Below are 16,811 nucleotides of genomic sequence, written 5' to 3' on the forward strand. Positions count from 1 at the left end.
TCATCTCTCCACGAGCGCGAAACGCTGATTGAAGCCGTTCATGGCGGCCGATGTGATCAAGGAGATGACGAGATAGACTGCGAGCGTTATGGCCATCACCTGGACCGCCGCTCCCGTTTGGTTGAGCACCGATCCTGCGAAGACCTGAACGAGGTCGGGATAACCGATGAAAACAGCGAGCGACGAGTTCTTGATCAAATTCAGATATTGACTGGTCAGAGGCGGGATGATGATCCGCAAAGCTTGCGGGACCACAACGAGGCGCAACGTTTTGCCGTTCGAGAAACCGAGTGCGTGGGCTGCTTCTGTCTGCCCCCTGGAAACGGCCTGAATGCCGCCACGGACGATCTCGGCGATGAATGACGCGGTGTAGACAGAAAGACCGATCAGGAGAGCCGCGAACTCGGGATAGATTTGCAGGCCGCCGCGGAAATTGAAACCCTTCAATTCCGGATAGATGAAGGTCCAGGGGTTGCCCACCACCAGAGAAGCAAGCAGGGGCAGCCCGATAAGGGCGATTAGGGTGACGAGTAAGATCGGAAGCTGCTTGCCCGTTCGCTTCTGGACCGTCCGAGTGTAGGCTCCAAATGCGACAGCCACAGCCACCGCGGCAACAACTGCCACACCGATCCAGCCGGCCCCTGCCTGAAGCTCAACCGCCGGCATTATTATTCCGCGGTTGTTGAGGTAGATTCCCCCTGGAAGGGAGATCGATGCCTTTGGAGCAGGCAGCGGCTTGAGGACTGCATTGTACCAGAACAGAAGTTGAAGCAGCAGCGGGACATTGCGGATGACTTCGACATATGAGGCCGCGACCTTGGCTGCTATCCAGTTGGCGGAAAGGCGAGAAATACCGACGAGGAAGCCGATGACCGTGGCAAGCATGATACCGATTGCGCTGACCAGGAGCGTATTGGCAACACCCACCCAAAAAGCCTGGCCGTACGTCGATAAGCTGTCGTATGGGATCAGCGTCTGATTGATCTGGAAGCCTGACGTCTGCTTCCAGAAATCAAAGGTAAGAGGAATGCCGCGCTGTTTCATGTTGGAAACAGTTTGGGTTGCAACCCCGGCGATGATCACTGCAAGGCTCACAGCCAATGCGGTTTGATAAGCGATCCCGCGAAGCTTTTTGTCATAGAACGAGAAGTTCCTGCGCACCTGCGTAGGCTGAGAGATGGCAACCATTCGTTCCTCCAACTATGAAGAGGCCGCCGCTCCTCGTGGCGGCCTCGTGGATCAACGGATGGGGGGTGCGTACTGAAGGCCACCGGCGTTCCAGAGCGCATTCACGCCACGTTCTATCTTTAAGGGAGATTCCTTGCCGATCGAACGCTCGAAAATCTCGGAATAGTTGCCGACCTGCTTGATGATGTCCTGAGACCAGGTTTCTCCGAGCCCGACGTCCTTGCCGAAGCTTCCTTCGACGCCCAGGAGGCGGCGAATGTTCGGATCGTCGGAATGCTTCATTTCGTCGATATTCTTCGAGGTGACGCCGAATTCTTCGGCAGCCAGCATAACATTGAGCGTCCACTTGGCGACGTTCAGCCACTGGTCGTCACCCTGGCGGACTGCCGGACCCAGCGGCTCCTTCGAAATGATTTCAGGGAGCACAACATTCTCTTCGGGCTTCGCCATACGAATGCGCGCAGCGTTCAAGCTCGATGTGTCTGCGGAAAAAACGTCGCAACGCCCTTCTTCGTAGGCCTTGATAACAGCCTCTTCATCCGCAAAACCGACGGCACTGTAGCTCATGCCGTTGGTGCGGAAATAGTCGGCAAGGTTCAACTCGGCAGTAGTCCCCTGCGAAACGCAAATCGAAGCACCATCCAGATTCTTAGCAGACTGTATTTTCTCGGACTTGCGAACCATAAAGCCTTGGCCGTCGTAGAAATAAGTGCCGGCAAAGATGATACCAAGGGAGGTGTCGCGCGAGGATGTCCAGGTCGCATTATGGGCCAGGATGTCGATCTCACCGGACTGGAGCGCAGTAAATCGATCCTTGGCGTTGAGCGGTATGAACTTGACCTTCGTGGCATCGCCGAGGACGCCAGCGGCCACAGCACGGCAGTAGTCGACGACGAAGCCTGTCCATTTCCCATCGTTGTCAGGGACGCTGAAACCCGCCGTTGCCGGATTTGTCCCACATGTGAGCACACCTTTTGCCTTAACGTCGTCCAATGTCCCCGCCCAGACGGGGCATGCATGGGCGGCGATTGCTGCGCCGAAAACTGTAGCCAGTAATTTTCGCATTGAATGATCCCCTTTTTTAATTCTGTAAAAGAGGGTGGCTCGCTGGCGGCTAATCGTCAAATTGATTGTCGTCATCAACTTTATGAATGAAATTCATTCGGTGCCGCGGCCGTAATTTCCTCGCATCCATATCTAACGCCGGGCACACAGCCGGATGATGACGCTTGGATGCTTGTCGACGCTCCTCATCGCGCGACGATATTGTTTGCCAGTATGAGTTCGTTTTTTCTGATTTGAGCGGCGTGGTACAATTCGGTTATCAATCGACGCAGCCAGAGTGTTCCCTGATCGGCAGACATCTGCCGATGAGTGACGAGGTTCGTGCTGACTGAGGGAATGGGAATAGGCGGCGACAGGAGTGTCACCTCGCTTGCTTCATCAAGCATTTGAAAAATGCCGTCGCCACAATGCGTGATCAAGTCGGTCCCTCTGAGCACCCAGGGCATCACCAAGTAGTTCGAAATGGTTGCAACGACCTTTCGCCTAAGGCCACGCTCTTTGAGTGCCCCATCCGCCAACCCCTCAGAAAGACCATCGGCGGAAATTTGAAGGTGAGAGGCTGTAAGGTAATCTTCCAAACTCAACGGAACCTTGGCGATTTGGCTGCCACTCCAAACGGCACACAGCATCCTGTCCTGTCCAAGCTCGGTTTTTGTCAGGTTGGGGTCGTCTTTCAGACTTGCGCCCGTCAAAGTGCAGTCGACCTGGCGGAAATAATCTGCGCTTTCGGCTTCGGCGCGGTTCGCAGGGATGACATTCAGGGTGGCGTGTGGCGCCTGTCTGGAGAATTCCCGGATGAGACCCGGGAGGAAAATCATCGCATGATAGTCGGTGAGCCCCACGCGGAACTTACGTTCGGTCGTTGCCGGGTCGAAGACTTTATATCGTCCGATCGACGTGCGAATTTTTCCGAGGGCATCAGATATGCCCCCGATAAGCTCTAATGCGCGCGGCGTTGGCCTCATCAATCCGCCGTCGCGGGTAAAAAGCTCGTCCTTGAAAATGATGCGAAGCTTGGCGAGCGAGTGACTGACCGCGGATTGGGTCCGGCCCAGATGATCGGCAGCGCTCGTCACGCTCCGCTCTTGCATCAGGACATCGAATACGCGCAGAAGATTGAGATCAACGTCGTCAGAAGACATTCCAGACTCCATGAAACTGCCTCATGGCTTCCATCGAAGCATTTCGTCTCGCGCATGACAATCGTCGGGTGCGGGACGTCGATATCTCATAGCGAGTTCGATGGCACTGAACGCTGAAGGGATAGGCTTCCACGAAGCCATCCTTCATGGGCACTTAGCCTTGAGACGGGTGGTTAACATGTTGTCGGCATGATGATATATCAGATGACCGCGCCGGATGCGGCACGCACATAAGATATATCAGTGGCATTGGACTCCAGCATGCAGACGTCACAGAGCCATCTAGCTTATCTCGCGCTCGAGCATCTGATCGTCACGCTGGCGCTGAAGCCCGGGGCGCTGGTTACCGAAAAACAGCTAATCGATATGGCGGGCCATGGGCGTACGCCGGTGCGCGAGGCGATCCAGAAGCTTGCCTGGCAGGGGCTGATCCTGGTGAAGCCGCGCGTCGGGCTGCAGGTGGCCGAGATCGCGCCGGAAGACCACGGCAATGTCATGCAGGTGCGCCGCGAGCTGGAGCCGATCGCAGCTAGCCTCGTTGCCGAACATGCAACCGACGAGCAGCGTGAACGCCTCATCGACTGCGCGCGTGCGATGGAGGAATGCGCCGTCACCGGCGATCTCGCCGGCTTCTTCGCCGCCGACAAGGCTTTCGACGAAATCCTTGAGGAGGCCTGCCCGAACGGCTTCATCATGGCAGCGCTCGGCCCGGTGCAGACGCATTCACGTCGCCTCTGGTATTCGACGGCAAGCCCGGAGCGCATGGATCGCGCCATCGCGCTGCATGTCGCCGTCATCCGCGCCATCCATCAGGGCAATCAGGATGAGGCGCGCGCCGCGATGGCGGTGCTGATCGACTATCTCGCCCAGACATAGAAACGGCCCCGTTTCCGGAGCCGCTGTCAGATCTGATTGTCGGAAAACGTCAGCCGACGAAAGCGCGTTCGATGACGAATTCGGCGGGCTTGCTATTGGCGCCTTCATCGAGGCCGGCCTTTTCGAGCAGTTCCTTGGTATCCTTCAGCATCGCCGAGGAACCGCAGATCATGCCGCGGTCGATCACCGGGTCGAGCGGCGGCACGCCGAGATCGGTAAACAGCTTGCCGGAGGAGATCAGGTCGGTGATGCGGCCGCGATATTCGAAATCCTCGCGCGTGACCGTCGGATAATGCCGCAGCTTGTCGCCGACGACTTCCTTCAGCAACTCGTCGTTCTGGATCTCGTGCACCAAGTCGAAGCCGTATTTCAGCTCGGCGACATCGCGTGTCGTGTGGGTGAGGATGACTTCCTCGAACTTCTCATAGGTCTCGGGATCGCGGATCAGGCTGGCGAAAGGCGCAATGCCCGTTCCCGTCGAGAACATGTAGAGACGGCGGCCAGGGGTCAACGCATCGAGCACCAGCGTGCCGGTGGGCTTCTTGCGCATCAGTACCTGGTCGCCCGGCTTGATTGCCTGCAGATGCGAGGTGAGCGGGCCGTCCGGCACCTTGATCGAGAAGAATTCAAGCTCTTCGGCCCAGGCTGGGCTGGCGATCGAATAGGCGCGGAATACCGGCTTGCCCTCGACCATCAGGCCGATCATCGCGAATTCGCCGGAACGGAAACGGAAGCCCTGCGGCCGGGTCATCGTGAAGCGGAAGAGCCGGTCGGTATAGTGCGTGACATCGAGCACCGTCTCGGCATAGACGCCGGCGGGGATGGACAAGGCGAAGTCTTCGGTCTTTGCAGGCGCGTTCATTGCGGTAGCGGATCCCGTATTCGTCGGATGAACTGTCGGATGCGAGCGAGATATTACAAATCGCGCCCGAATTAAAGGTATTCCATTCCACGCACCACTCCTGAAGGGAAATATGCATGCCATTGTCAGGATTCAATGGCTCGCGGGCAATGTCGTATTTCCCGCTGGCGAAGCCCGGCAAAGGATGCATATTAGGGCGGCGCGCCTGATATCGATGCCGGTTTTCGGCAAAAACGGTGCGACAACAAAGACCTACGGCGTCGGGACCCGATTCAGGAAGAGGGGTCCGGTGATAGTTGGCGAAAAAAGATGCTTGCCGGGGCGAGCGCGATAGGGCGGTCGGGGGAATATGAAGATTTTCAAGTACAAGCGTGTTCCTTACGCGGAGATGCGCGCCTTTTCCGTCCATATCCTGACGGCCTCCGGCTCCTTCCTTGCCTTTCTCGGCGTCGTTGCCGCCGCCGAGCACCGCTTCATCGACATGTTCTGGTGGCTGGGCCTTGCCCTTCTCGTCGACGGCATAGACGGGCCGATCGCCCGCAAGGTGCGCGTCAAGGAAGTGCTGCCGAACTGGTCTGGCGATACGCTCGACAATATCATCGACTACGTCACCTATGTGCTGCTGCCGGCTTTCGCGCTCTATCAGAGCGGCATGATCGGCGAGCCCTGGTCCTTCGTCGCCGCCGGCATGATCGTCATCTCAAGCGCCATTTACTATGCCGATATGGGCATGAAGACCGAGGAGTACTTCTTCTCCGGCTTCCCTGTCGTCTGGAACATGATCGTTTTCACGCTGTTCGTCATCGATGCCAGCGCGACGACGGCGCTCGCCGTCGTCATCGTTTCGGTGGTGCTGACCTTCCTGCCGATCAATTTCCTGCACCCGGTCCGCGTCAAAAGGCTGCGCCCGCTCAATCTCGGCGTCTTCTTCCTGTGGTCGGCGCTGGGCATCTTTTCGCTGCTGATGCACTTCGACACACCCGAATGGGCGCTCATTCTCTTCATCGTGACCGGGCTCTATCTTTACGTCATCGGTGCGGTGCTGCAATTCTTCCCCGCTCTCGGACGCGAAGCATAGGACAAGCCAGATGACCAAAACGCAGGCGGTTTCATTCTCGAGGACGGGCGGGCCGGAGGTTTTCGATTATGTCGAGCTCGATCTTGCGCCGCCCGCGGCTGGTGAGGTGCAGATCCGGCAGGCCGCCGTCGGCCTCAATTTCATCGACGTCTATTTCCGCAACGGCTCCTACAAGGTGCCGCATCTACCTTTCGTCACCGGCAAGGAGGGCGCCGGCACCGTGACATCGGTCGGCCCCGGCGTTACCGATTTCAAGCTCGGTGACCGTGTCGCCTATGCCAGCGCCGACGGCGCCTATAGCGCCGAGCGCAATATCGAGACCCGCCATCTGGTGCATGTGCCTGACGGCATCGAGCTCGAAACGGCGGCGGCGATGATGTTGAAGGGCATGACTGCCGAATATCTGCTGAACCGCACCTTCAAGGTCGGCCCTGAGACAGTGCTGTTGTTTCATGCCGCAGCAGGCGGTGTCGGGCTGATAGCCGGCCAATGGGCAAAGGCGCTCGGCGCCACCGTCATCGGCACGGCGGGCTCCGAAGACAAGGTCCAGCTGGCGCTCACCCATGGCTATGATCATGTGATCAACTACAAGAGCGAGGACTTCGCCGTCCGCGTCCGCGAGATCACCGCCGGCAAAGGCGTCGATGTCGTCTATGATTCGATCGGCCGGGATACTTTTCCACAGTCGCTCGATTGCCTGAAGCCGCGCGGCCTTTTTGCCTCCTTCGGCCAATCCTCCGGGCCGATCGAGAATTTCACCCTGGCGATGCTGGCGCAGAAGGGGTCGCTGTTTGCGACGCGGCCGACGCTCTTCACCTACATCGCCGCGCGCCAGGAATTGATCGACAGTGCAAAGGCGCTATTTGATGTTGTGCAAAGCAACAAAGTGCGTATCAATATCAATCAAACCTATCCGTTACGTGAGGTTGGGCAGGCTCACGCGGATCTGGAAACAAGAAAAACAACAGGAACGACGCTGCTGATTCCATGAGATCCGAACGGACCGGTTGGCAGAAGAAATGAGGGGAACGTGTCGCCATTGAATGTGCCGGAGTCCGGTGCGTTATTATCCGTCCAGAAGCTGACGAAGTTCTTCGGTGGCTTTGCAGCCTGCAATGAAATCGATCTCGATATCGCGCCGGGCGAAATTCATGCGCTTCTCGGCGAAAATGGCGCCGGCAAATCCACCCTGGTAAAGATGCTGTTCGGCGTGCTGGAGCCGACGGACGGGCATATCCTCTGGCAGGGCAAGCAGGTCTCGATCACCTCGCCGGGTGAGGCCCGCAAGCTCGGCATCGGCATGGTCTTCCAGCATTTTTCGCTGTTCGAGGCGCTGACGGTTGCTGAAAACATCGCGCTCTCGCTCGATGACGCCATACCGATCGACAGGATCGCCGAGGAGGCGAGGGCACTGTCGCAAGCTTACGGCCTGCCGCTCGACCCGCATGCCCATGTAGCCGATCTCTCGGTCGGCGAGCGCCAGCGCATCGAGATCGTCCGTGCGCTGCTGCAGAACCCGAAGCTGATCATTCTCGATGAGCCGACCTCGGTGCTGACGCCGCAGGAGGCCGACAGGCTGTTCGAGACGCTGTTCAAGCTGCGCGCCGAGGGCCGTTCGGTTCTCTATATCAGCCACCGCCTGGAAGAGGTGCAGCGTATCTGCGACCGCGCCACCGTGCTGCGCCATGGCCGCGTCACCGGTGCCTGCGATCCGAAGCAGGAAACGCCCGCCTCGCTCGCCCGCATGATGGTTGGCAGCGAGGTGGCGACTGTCACCCATCCGGAGCGCAGCGACAAGGGCGAGGTGCAGCTTGCCGTTGCCAACCTTTCCGTCGCCGCCCGCACGCCTTTCGCCATGCCGCTGCGTGACGTCTCGATGACGGTCCGCGCTGGCGAAATCCTCGCCATTGCCGGTGTCGCCGGCAACGGCCAGAGTGAACTCTTCGACGCACTGTCCGGCGAATATCCAGTCGCTTCGGCACAAGCGATCATCATCCGTAAAAAGCCGGTCGGCACCCAGGGCATCACCGCTCGCCGCCTGCTCGGCGCCGGCTTCGTGCCGGAGGAGCGTCACGGCCATGCCGCCGTTTCCGCCATGAAACTGTCGGACAATCTGGTGCTCGCCCGCAGCCAGTCGGACCGCAAGGCGTTTCTCGGCCTGCTCGGCATCATCCGCCATGGAGCGGTGAAATCTGCCGCGCGGCGGATTTCCGAGGCCATGGATGTCCGCAAGAGCGGCGATGATCCGGCCGCCGGCTCCTTGTCCGGCGGAAATCTGCAAAAGTTCATCGTCGGCCGCGAGCTCGACCGCCAGCCGGCGGTGCTCGTCGTCAACCAGCCGACCTGGGGCGTCGATGCGGGTGCTGCTAGCCGCATCCGCCAGGCATTGGTCGATCTGGCCAGAAGCGGTTCGGCGGTTGTCGTCATCAGCCAGGATCTCGACGAGATCTTCGAAGTGGCGACCGATATCGCCGTCATCTGCGAAGGCCGCCTTTCCAGCCCGGCTGCGGCCGGCGAGCTGACGCGCGAAAAGATCGGCCTGCTGATGGGTGGCCTGCACCAGAGCGGCAATGCCCCGGAGGCGCGCCATGCGCATTGAAGAGGCGCCCCATGCGCATTGAAGAGGCAGCCCATGCGCATTGAACTCGAAAAACGCCCCGACATCTCGAAGCTCTACGCTTTCGTCTCGCCGCTGCTGGCCCTTGTGCTAACTCTGATCTTCGGCGCCATCATGTTCGCAATGCTCGGCAAGGACCCTGTGGAGGCGCTGAACGCCTTCTTCGTCGAGCCGCTGCTCGAGGTCTGGTCGCTGCACGAACTGGCGATCAAGGCAGCACCCCTCATCCTGATCGCCGTCGGCCTGGCCGTCTGCTATCGCTCGAACAACTGGAATATCGGCGCCGAAGGCCAGTTCACCATCGGCGCCATCACCGGCTCCTATCTGCCGATCGTCTTTTACGACTGGCATTCGCCGCTGGTGCTGCCGCTGATGCTCATCCTCGGTGCGCTCGGCGGTGCGCTTTTCGCCGCCATTCCGGCGCTGCTGAAGGCGCATTTCAACACCAATGAGATCCTGACATCGCTGATGCTGGTTTATATCGCCCAGCTCTTCCTCGATTGGCTCATTCGCGGCGCCTGGCGCGATCCGAAGGGCTTCAACTTCCCGGTCTCGCGCGATTTCGCCCCTGAGGCGGTGCTGCCGGCGATCTGGGAAGAATCGGGCCGGGCGCATTGGGCCTTTATCTTCGCCATGGTCGCGGCCATCGGCGTCTGGTTCATGCTGCGTTATACGCTGAAAGGCTTCGAGATCGTCGTGCTCGGCCAATCGGAGCGGGCAGGGCGCTTTGCCGGCTTCTCGTCGAAGAAGATGATCTGGTTCAGCTTTCTGTTTTCGGGCGCTCTTGCTGGCCTTGCCGGGATAGCCGAGGTCTCTGGCTCGATCGGCCACCTGCAGCCGGCGATTTCGCCGGGCTACGGCTTCACCGCCATCATCGTCGCCTTCCTCGGCCGCCTCAATCCGCTTGGTATCATCGCCTCCGGCCTGGTGCTGGCGCTGACCTATCTCGGCGGCGAGGCGGCACAGCTGTCGCTCGGCGTTTCCGACAAGGTCACCCGCGTCTTCCAAGGGCTGTTGCTCTTCTTCGTGCTCTCCTGCGATACGCTGATCTATTACAAAATCCGCATTGTCTGGTCGCGGCTAAGGGGCGAGGCGGCATGAGCATCTTCGAAGCCATTCTGCTGACGGTCATCACCGCCTCGACGCCGCTCGTCATCGCCGCCCTCGGCGAACTCGTCACCGAGCGTTCCGGCGTGCTCAATCTCGGCGTCGAAGGCATGATGATCATGGGCGCGGTTGCCGCTTTTGCCGGCGCGCAAATGTCGGGCTCGCCCTATGTCGGCATCGTCTGCGGCATTGCGGCAGGCGCGCTTTTCTCGCTTCTCTTCGCCTTCCTGACGCTGACCCTGGTGGCAAACCAGGTGGCGACGGGATTGGCGCTCACCCTTCTCGGCCTCGGCGTCTCCGGCATGCTTGGCGAGGCCTATGTCAGCGTGCCCGGCATCCGGCTGGGAGAGATCGTTATCCCGGGCCTGTCGGATCTTCCAGTCATTGGCCACGTTCTCTTCAGGCAGGATCTGATCTTCTACCTGTCGATTGCGCTTGTCGTCGGTGTCAGCTGGTTCCTGTTCCGCAGCCGCGCCGGGCTGAAGCTGAGAGCGATCGGCGACAGTCACGGTTCGGCCCATGCGCTCGGCATTCAGGTTATCCGCACGCGATATCTGGCGGTGATGTTCGGCGGCGCCTGCGCCGGTCTTGCCGGCGCCCAACTGTCGCTTGTCTACACCCCGCAATGGGCGGAGAACATGTCGGCCGGCCGCGGCTGGATCACGCTGGCGCTGGTGGTGTTCGCCTCCTGGCGGCCGTGGCGGGTTTTTGCCGGCGGCTATCTCTTCGGCGCGGTCACCATCCTGCAGCTGCACGCGCAGGCATTCGGTCTCGGCATTCCCTCGCAGTTCCTCTCGATGCTGCCCTATGCCGCGACTATTGTGGTTCTCATCATCATTTCCCATAATCGGCGCACGACGTTGATCAATACGCCCGCCTCGCTCGGAAAAGCCTTCGTGCCGGAGCGATAAGGCAAGAACACAAAGACGGGTTCCGCAATAACTTCAAACCAACAGGGGTCACCATGAAGAAGTTCGCATTCACACTCGCCGCCTCGGCCGCCGCCGTGATCGGCATCTCGTCCGCCGCAGAGGCTGCTGATAAGACCAAGGTCTGCTTCGTCTATGTCGGTTCGCACACCGATGGCGGCTATTCGCAAGCCCACGATCTCGGCCGCCAGCAGGTCCAGGCCGAGTTCGGCGACAAGATCGACACGCCTTACCTCGAAAACGTACCGGAAGGCCCGGATGCCGAGCGCGCCATCGAGCGCCTTGCCCGTTCCGGCTGCAAGCTGATCTTCACGACGTCCTTCGGCTTCATGGATGCGACCGTCAAGGTCGCCGCCAAATTCCCGAAGGTCAAGTTCGAGCACGGCACCGGCTACAAGTCCGGCCCCAACCTCGCCACCTACAATTCGCGTTTCTATGAAGGCCGCTACATCCTCGGCCAGATTGCCGCGAAGACCTCGAAGAACCACGGCGCCGCCTACATCGCCTCCTTCCCGATTCCCGAAGTGGTGATGGGCATCAATTCGTTTGAGCAAGGCGCCAAGTCGGTCGATCCGAGCTTCAAGCTGAAGGTCATCTGGGTCAACACCTGGTTCGACCCGGGCAAGGAAGCCGACGCCGCCAAGGCGATGGTCGACCAGGGCGTCGACGTCTTGACCCAGCACACCGATACGACGGCGCCGATGCAGGTTGCCGAAGAACGCGGCATCCACGCCTTCGGTCAGGCGTCCGATATGATCGCAGCCGGTCCCAAGGCGCAGATGACGGCGATTGTCGACACCTGGGGCACCTACTACTCCAAGCGCATCCACGCGCTTCTGGACGGCACCTGGAAGTCCGAGCAGAGCTGGGACGGTCTCAAGGACGGCATCTTGAAGATGGCGCCCTACACCAACATGCCCGACGACGTGAAGAAGATGGCAGAGGAAACCGAAGCCAAGATCAAGTCAGGTGAACTGCATCCCTTCACCGGCCCGATCAACAAGCAGGACGGCACACCCTGGCTGAAGGCCGGCGAAAAGGCCGATGATGGCACGCTGCTCGGCATGAACTTCTATGTCGAAGGCGTCGACGACAAGCTGCCGGCGCAATAAGTCGCCTTCAATTCGCAGTTGCGAAGAGCGCCCTTTGTGGGCGCTCTTTTTTTGCTGCAGTGCATGCCAAGATTCCGATTTACAAAAGTAATACTATATGATTTTTTGACCCTGCGCCGCGAGATGCGGCTTGGGAGGAAATCATGAAATTGAAGACTGCACTTTTGAGTGCCACGATTCTTGCTGCCTGCATGTTCGGTTCGGCTTCGGCCGGCGGACTGACCGTCGGCTTCTCGCAGATCGGCTCGGAATCGGGCTGGCGTGCGGCTGAAACGACCGTTACCAAGGAGCAGGCCAAGAAGCGCGGCATCGATCTGAAGTTCGCCGATGCACAGCAGAAGCAGGAAAACCAGATCAAGGCTTTGCGCTCCTTCATTGCTCAGGGCGTCGATGCCATTCTCATTGCGCCGGTCGTTGAAACCGGCTGGGACGACGTTCTCAAGGAAGCCAAGGAAGCCAAGATTCCGGTCATCCTTCTCGACCGCACCATCAAGGCTCCGGACGATCTCTACCTGACGGCTGTGACCTCCGACCTGGTCCATGAAGGCAAGGTCGCCGGCGACTTCCTGGTCAAGACTGTCGGCGACAAGAAGTGCAACGTCGTCGAGCTGCAGGGCACGACCGGTTCGTCGCCGGCCATCGCCCGCAAGAAGGGCTTCGAAGAGGCTCTCGCCGGTCACGACAACCTCAAGATCGTTCGCAGCCAGACCGGTGACTTCACCCGCACCAAGGGCAAGGAAGTCATGGAAAGCTTCCTGAAGGCCGAGAATGGCGGCAAGGACATCTGCGCACTCTACGCCCATAATGACGACATGGCCGTCGGCGCCATCCAGGCGATCAAGGAAGCCGGCCTGAAGCCAGGCAAGGATATCCTCGTCGTCTCCATCGACGCCGTTCCCGATATCTTCAAGGCGATGTCCGAAGGTGAAAGCAATGCCACGGTCGAGCTGACGCCGAACATGGCAGGCCCGGCCTTCGATGCCCTCGATGCCTACCTGAAGGACAAGAAGGCTCCGGCGAAGTGGATCCAGACCGAGTCCAAGCTCTACACCCCTGCCGACGAGCCGATGAAGGTCTACGAACAGAAGAAGGGTCAGGGCTACTGATCTGATTTGACACCGCTGCATAATCCCTGAATCGGGATCGATTTGAGGGTAGAATTATGCAGCATTCAAAGCGCTGCAGCGTCACGTGCCTGAAAAGTCGCGTGACGCTGTAGAACCGCACCGGCCCGTCATGGACCGGTGCGGAACTGCCTTGCCGCCTTGGGACCTCATGTCCGGCCGCGGCGCGGCTTTTGCGGTCAATATCAGGAAAACAGACCCTTATGACTGACGATTTCGAGAACGTTCTCGCGGCTTCCGGAATATCGAAATTTTTTCCCGGCGCAGTGGCGTTGGACAAGGTCGATTTCACGTTGCGCAAGGGCGAGGTGCACGCGCTGCTTGGTGAGAATGGCGCCGGAAAATCGACGCTGATCAAGTGCATCACCGGCGCCTATCATCGTGACGAGGGCAGTCTGACGCTCGATGGCCACGAAATCAATCCGGCCAATACACTCGCCGCCCAGAAGCTTGGCATCGGCACCGTCTACCAGGAGGTCAACCTCCTTACCAATCTGAGCGTCGCCGAAAACCTGTTTCTCGGACGCCAGCCAAGGCGTTTCGGCATGACCGACGTGCGCGCGATGAACCGCAAGGCGCGCGACCTGCTGACCGGCTACGGCGTCGATATCGACGTCACCGCCGAGCTTGGCCGTTTTTCCGTCGCTGTCCAGCAAGTGGTTGCCATCGCCCGCGCCGTCGATCTTTCCGGTAAGGTGCTGATATTGGACGAGCCGACGGCAAGCCTCGACAACCAAGAAGTGGCGCTGCTCTTCCGCATCATCGAGGACCTGAAGAAGCGCGGTCTGGGCATCGTCTTCATCACCCATTTTCTCGAGCAGGTCTATGCGATCAGCGACCGCATCACCGTGCTGCGCAACGGCAAGCTCGTCGGCACCCGCGACGCCGCCGATCTGCCGCGCCAGGGCCTGATTGCCATGATGCTCGGCCGCGAACTGGCTCATGTCGAGGAGACGGTCAGGGAACGCAGCGTTGCGGCCGGCGAAGTCCGATATCGTTTTGCAGGCTACGGCAAACGCGGCAAGGTCAAGCCCTTCGATCTCGACGTGCGCGCCGGTGAGGTGGTCGGCATTGCCGGGTTGCTAGGTTCCGGCCGCACCGAAACCGCCGAACTGCTCTTCGGCATCGAACATGCCGATAGCGGCAGCGCCACGATCGACGGTCAGCCGGTGGCGCTTTCGAGCCCGCGCGCCGCAATCGAAAAAGGTTTTGGCTTCTGCCCCGAGGACCGCAAGACCGACGGCATCGTCGGCGACCTGTCGATCCGGGAGAACATTGCCTTGGCGCTGCAGGCCCGCCGCGGCTGGACGCGGCCGCTGTCGCGCGCCGAGCAGAATGCGCTTGCCGATCGCTATATCAAGGCGCTCGACATTCGCACCACCGATCGCGAAAAACCGATTCGGCTGCTCTCCGGCGGCAATCAGCAGAAGGCGATCCTCGCCCGCTGGCTGGCGACCAATCCCAAGTTTCTGATCCTCGACGAGCCGACCCGCGGCATCGATGTCGGCGCTCATGCCGAGATCATCAAGCTCATCGAACAGCTCTGCGCCGAGGGCATGTCGCTGATCGTGATTTCCTCGGAACTTGAAGAACTTGTCGCCTATAGTTCACGTGTCATCGTACTTCGCGACAGGCAGCATATCGCCGAACTGACAGGCGAGCGCATCACCGCCGCCGGTATCGTCGATGCCATCGCCGCCGCCGAGCACAAGACGGAGCATGCATGAAGTCCTCGCTGAAGACGCTGGCATATCGCCTGGCGCCGCAATTAATCGCGCTCGTTGTCATTCTTCTATTGAATTTCATAACGTCACCGCAGTTTTTTAATGTTGTGGTTCAAAATGGCCGCCTCTATGGCAGCCTGATCGACGTCCTGAACCGCGGCGCGCCGGTGGCGCTGTTGGCGATCGGCATGACGCTGGTGATTGCCACCAAGGGCATTGATCTATCGGTCGGAGCCGTCGTCGCCATCTGCGGCGCCGTCGCCGCCTCGTCGATTGTCGCTGGAAATTCAGTTGCCTACACCGTCATCCTGACGCTTGCGATCGGCATTGCCTGCGGCGTCTGGAACGGTTTCCTCGTGGCAGTCCTCAATATCCAGCCGATCATCGCCACGCTGGTGCTGATGGTCGCCGGCCGTGGCATCGCCCAGCTCATCACCGAAGGCGCTATCCTGACCTTCAACGATGACGGCCTGACCTTCTTCGGCAGCGGTTCCATGGCCCTGCTGCCGATGCCTGTTGTCATCTGGCTGCTCGTCGGCCTGCTCGTCATCCTGCTCGTCCGCCGCACGGCGCTCGGCATGCTGATCGAGGCCGTCGGCATCAATCGCCGCGCCAGCACGCTCTCCGGCATCCAAACGCCGGTACTGCTGATGGCGGTCTACATGCTGAGCGGGCTCTGCGCATCGATTGCAGGCATCATCGTCGCCGCCGACATCAAGGGCGCCGACGCCAACAATGCCGGCCTCTGGCTCGAACTCGACGCCATCCTCGCCGTCGTCGTCGGCGGCAATTCGCTGCTCGGCGGCCGCTTCAGCATTCTCGGATCGCTGATCGGCGCGATGATCATCCAGGCGGTGAATACCGGCATTCTGTCCTCCGGATTCCCGCCTGAATTCAACCTGATCATCAAGGCCGTCATCATTATCGTCATCCTCGTCATCCAGTCGCCGGCGGTGCAATCGCTCGCCATCTTCGCCAGCCGCCGGCAGAGCGGCAGGGAGCAGCCGAAATGAACTCCAAATACCTGCCGCTGCTTGCGACCATCGTCATTTTCGTGCTCGCTTATGCCGGTTGCACGCTGCAATATCCGAACATGCTGTCGACGCGCGTCATCGGCAATCTCCTGACCGACAACGCCTTTCTCGGCATCGCCGCCGTCGGCATGACCTTCGTCATCATCTCGGGCGGCATCGATCTGTCGATCGGGTCGGTCATCGCCTTCACCGGCGTCTTCCTTGCGGTGATCCTGCAGAAGACCTCGATCCATCCGCTGCTCGCCTTCGCGCTTGTGCTCGTCATCACGACCGCCTTCGGCGCGGTCATGGGCGCAATCATCCACTATCTCGAAATGCCGGCCTTCATCGTCACGCTCGCCGGCATGTTCCTGGCGCGCGGCATGGCCTTCGTGCTCTCGATCGACAGCATTCCGATCGATCATGAATATTATTCGACGCTGACCAGCCTCTATTATCGTCTGCCTGGAGGCGGCCGGCTGACGCTGATCGGCGGCATCATGCTTCTGGTCTTTGCCGTCGGCATTTTCATCGCCCAGCGCACCCGTTTCGGCACCAATGTCTATGCACTCGGCGGCGGCCCGCAGACGGCGCGGTTGATGGGTGTGCCGGTCGGCCGCACAACAATCCAGATTTATGCGCTGTCCGGCTTTCTGGCAGGCCTTTCCGGGATCGTTTTTTCGCTGTACACCTCTGCCGGATATTCTCTTGCAGCAGTCGGCGTCGAACTCGATGCCATTGCGGCCGTCGTCATCGGGGGGACGCTGCTGACCGGAGGAGCGGGATTCGTGGCGGGAACCTTGATCGGTATCCTGATCCAGGGGCTCATTCAGACCTACATCACCTTCGACGGCACGCTGTCGAGCTGGTGGACCAAGATCCTGATTGGCCTTTTGCTTTTTGCATTCATCCTGATGCAGAAAGCCATCCTGTTCGTTTCCAGTCTGAACAAGAGGTACGCCTGAGGGGAGAGG

15 protein-coding genes are annotated in these 16,811 nt (G+C 59.9%); 11 read left to right on the forward strand and 4 right to left on the reverse strand.

What is annotated here, in order from left to right:
- The 3 genes from HJB82_RS04845 to HJB82_RS04855 form a co-directional block, all read right to left on the reverse strand.
- Nucleotides 1–1,188 carry an amino acid ABC transporter permease gene (locus HJB82_RS04845; RefSeq protein WP_207584199.1) on the reverse strand — a complete coding sequence of 396 codons (1,188 nt, stop codon included), beginning with the start codon at nt 1,186–1,188 and terminating at the stop codon, nt 1–3.
- A 51-nt stretch (nt 1,189–1,239) separates the two neighbouring features.
- Nucleotides 1,240–2,253 (reverse strand): amino acid ABC transporter substrate-binding protein, encoded by a 1,014-nt coding sequence (locus HJB82_RS04850; protein WP_207584200.1) that lies wholly within the window; start codon nt 2,251–2,253, stop codon nt 1,240–1,242.
- A 185-nt stretch (nt 2,254–2,438) separates the two neighbouring features.
- Nucleotides 2,439–3,395 (reverse strand): LysR family transcriptional regulator, encoded by a 957-nt coding sequence (locus HJB82_RS04855; RefSeq protein WP_207584201.1) that lies wholly within the window; start codon nt 3,393–3,395, stop codon nt 2,439–2,441.
- Between the two features lie 261 nt (nt 3,396–3,656).
- Here HJB82_RS04855 and HJB82_RS04860 point away from each other — a divergent pair, with 261 nt between their 5' ends.
- Nucleotides 3,657–4,271 carry a GntR family transcriptional regulator gene (locus tag HJB82_RS04860; protein WP_207584202.1) on the forward strand — a complete coding sequence of 205 codons (615 nt, stop codon included), beginning with the start codon at nt 3,657–3,659 and terminating at the stop codon, nt 4,269–4,271.
- A 49-nt stretch (nt 4,272–4,320) separates the two neighbouring features.
- On the opposite strand, the gene HJB82_RS04865 is transcribed toward HJB82_RS04860, so the two are convergent.
- Nucleotides 4,321–5,133: a ferredoxin--NADP reductase gene (locus HJB82_RS04865; RefSeq protein WP_003539571.1), complete on the reverse strand. Its 813-nt coding sequence runs from the start codon at nt 5,131–5,133 to the stop codon at nt 4,321–4,323.
- A gap of 349 nt (nt 5,134–5,482) precedes the next feature.
- Here HJB82_RS04865 and pcsA point away from each other — a divergent pair, with 349 nt between their 5' ends.
- From pcsA to yjfF, 10 genes are all read left to right on the forward strand, one after another.
- Nucleotides 5,483–6,211: a phosphatidylcholine synthase gene (pcsA, locus tag HJB82_RS04870; RefSeq protein ID WP_207584203.1), complete on the forward strand. Its 729-nt coding sequence runs from the start codon at nt 5,483–5,485 to the stop codon at nt 6,209–6,211.
- A 10-nt stretch (nt 6,212–6,221) separates the two neighbouring features.
- A complete protein-coding gene (locus tag HJB82_RS04875; protein WP_221132601.1) occupies nt 6,222–7,202 on the forward strand; it encodes a quinone oxidoreductase in 981 nt (326 codons plus the stop codon).
- Between the two features lie 39 nt (nt 7,203–7,241).
- A complete protein-coding gene (locus tag HJB82_RS04880; protein ID WP_221132602.1) occupies nt 7,242–8,810 on the forward strand; it encodes an ABC transporter ATP-binding protein in 1,569 nt (522 codons plus the stop codon).
- 33 nt (nt 8,811–8,843) lie between these two features.
- The gene (locus HJB82_RS04885; RefSeq protein WP_221139642.1) at nt 8,844–9,929 is read left to right on the forward strand and encodes an ABC transporter permease; all 1,086 of its coding nucleotides are present in this window, start codon (nt 8,844–8,846) and stop codon (nt 9,927–9,929) included.
- Complete coding sequence (locus HJB82_RS04890) at nt 9,926–10,846, forward strand: ABC transporter permease (RefSeq protein WP_221139643.1); 921 nt, start codon at nt 9,926–9,928, stop codon at nt 10,844–10,846. Before HJB82_RS04885 ends, HJB82_RS04890 begins: the two co-directional genes overlap by 4 nt.
- A gap of 53 nt (nt 10,847–10,899) precedes the next feature.
- Complete coding sequence (locus HJB82_RS04895) at nt 10,900–11,976, forward strand: BMP family ABC transporter substrate-binding protein (RefSeq protein WP_221115961.1); 1,077 nt, start codon at nt 10,900–10,902, stop codon at nt 11,974–11,976.
- A gap of 143 nt (nt 11,977–12,119) precedes the next feature.
- Nucleotides 12,120–13,082 carry a galactofuranose ABC transporter, galactofuranose-binding protein YtfQ gene (ytfQ, locus tag HJB82_RS04900; protein ID WP_207584209.1) on the forward strand — a complete coding sequence of 321 codons (963 nt, stop codon included), beginning with the start codon at nt 12,120–12,122 and terminating at the stop codon, nt 13,080–13,082.
- A 221-nt stretch (nt 13,083–13,303) separates the two neighbouring features.
- Nucleotides 13,304–14,827 carry a galactofuranose ABC transporter, ATP-binding protein YtfR gene (gene ytfR / locus HJB82_RS04905; RefSeq protein WP_207584210.1) on the forward strand — a complete coding sequence of 508 codons (1,524 nt, stop codon included), beginning with the start codon at nt 13,304–13,306 and terminating at the stop codon, nt 14,825–14,827.
- Complete coding sequence (locus HJB82_RS04910; RefSeq protein ID WP_207584211.1) at nt 14,824–15,837, forward strand: ABC transporter permease; 1,014 nt, start codon at nt 14,824–14,826, stop codon at nt 15,835–15,837. Before ytfR ends, HJB82_RS04910 begins: the two co-directional genes overlap by 4 nt.
- Nucleotides 15,834–16,802, forward strand: a complete 969-nt coding sequence (gene yjfF, locus HJB82_RS04915; protein WP_207584212.1) for a galactofuranose ABC transporter, permease protein YjfF — start codon at nt 15,834–15,836, stop codon at nt 16,800–16,802. Before HJB82_RS04910 ends, yjfF begins: the two co-directional genes overlap by 4 nt.
- Nucleotides 16,803–16,811 lie beyond the last annotated feature (9 nt).

Origin of the sequence: Rhizobium sp. NZLR10 (genome assembly GCF_019685125.1) — a bacterium.
Classification (GTDB): domain Bacteria; phylum Pseudomonadota; class Alphaproteobacteria; order Rhizobiales; family Rhizobiaceae; genus Rhizobium.

Bases quoted from the DNA above. Each gene is read 5' to 3' on its own strand.
- HJB82_RS04845 (WP_207584199.1), bottom strand. From the start codon at position 1,188: ATGGTTGCCATCTCTCAGCCTACGCAGGTGCGCAGGAACTTCTCGTTC.
- HJB82_RS04850 (WP_207584200.1), bottom strand. From the start codon at position 2,253: ATGCGAAAATTACTGGCTACAGTTTTCGGCGCAGCAATCGCCGCCCAT.
- HJB82_RS04855 (WP_207584201.1), bottom strand. From the start codon at position 3,395: ATGTCTTCTGACGACGTTGATCTCAATCTTCTGCGCGTATTCGATGTC.
- HJB82_RS04860 (WP_207584202.1), top strand. From the start codon at position 3,657: ATGCAGACGTCACAGAGCCATCTAGCTTATCTCGCGCTCGAGCATCTG.
- HJB82_RS04865 (WP_003539571.1), bottom strand. From the start codon at position 5,133: ATGAACGCGCCTGCAAAGACCGAAGACTTCGCCTTGTCCATCCCCGCC.
- pcsA (WP_207584203.1), top strand. From the start codon at position 5,483: ATGAAGATTTTCAAGTACAAGCGTGTTCCTTACGCGGAGATGCGCGCC.
- HJB82_RS04875 (WP_221132601.1), top strand. From the start codon at position 6,222: ATGACCAAAACGCAGGCGGTTTCATTCTCGAGGACGGGCGGGCCGGAG.
- HJB82_RS04885 (WP_221139642.1), top strand. From the start codon at position 8,844: ATGCGCATTGAACTCGAAAAACGCCCCGACATCTCGAAGCTCTACGCT.
- HJB82_RS04890 (WP_221139643.1), top strand. From the start codon at position 9,926: ATGAGCATCTTCGAAGCCATTCTGCTGACGGTCATCACCGCCTCGACG.
- HJB82_RS04895 (WP_221115961.1), top strand. From the start codon at position 10,900: ATGAAGAAGTTCGCATTCACACTCGCCGCCTCGGCCGCCGCCGTGATC.
- ytfQ (WP_207584209.1), top strand. From the start codon at position 12,120: ATGAAATTGAAGACTGCACTTTTGAGTGCCACGATTCTTGCTGCCTGC.
- ytfR (WP_207584210.1), top strand. From the start codon at position 13,304: ATGACTGACGATTTCGAGAACGTTCTCGCGGCTTCCGGAATATCGAAA.
- HJB82_RS04910 (WP_207584211.1), top strand. From the start codon at position 14,824: ATGAAGTCCTCGCTGAAGACGCTGGCATATCGCCTGGCGCCGCAATTA.
- yjfF (WP_207584212.1), top strand. From the start codon at position 15,834: ATGAACTCCAAATACCTGCCGCTGCTTGCGACCATCGTCATTTTCGTG.